Here is a 212-nt window from a genome sequence, read left to right as displayed (position 1 = left end):
CACCAACGCCACCAGCCAGTCCTGGTACGTGGGTCTGCAGTGGGATGACGTGTTCATCAAGGGCAACTCCGCCGGTATGGCCGTCGGCCAGCCCACCTTCCTGACCGCTGTCAGCGGTGGCAACCCCGTCTTCGGTGGCCCCGCCGCCGCGACCGCCATCGTCGATGGCAACTACGCCTGGGAGTGGTGGTACAAGTTCCAGGTCACCGACA

The 212-nt window shown here is 65.6% G+C and carries 1 pseudogene; it reads left to right on the top strand.

Annotated features, from left to right (window positions below):
* A pseudogene (locus tag KUG39_RS17095) lies at positions 1-212 on the top strand (iron uptake porin); the annotation flags it as partial.

Source organism: Synechococcus sp. CCAP 1479/10, assembly GCF_019038515.1.
Lineage (GTDB): Bacteria > Cyanobacteriota > Cyanobacteriia > PCC-6307 > Cyanobiaceae > Cyanobium.
Note: the sequence above shows the minus strand (reverse complement) of the source record. Positions and strands in the feature narration are given on the sequence as shown.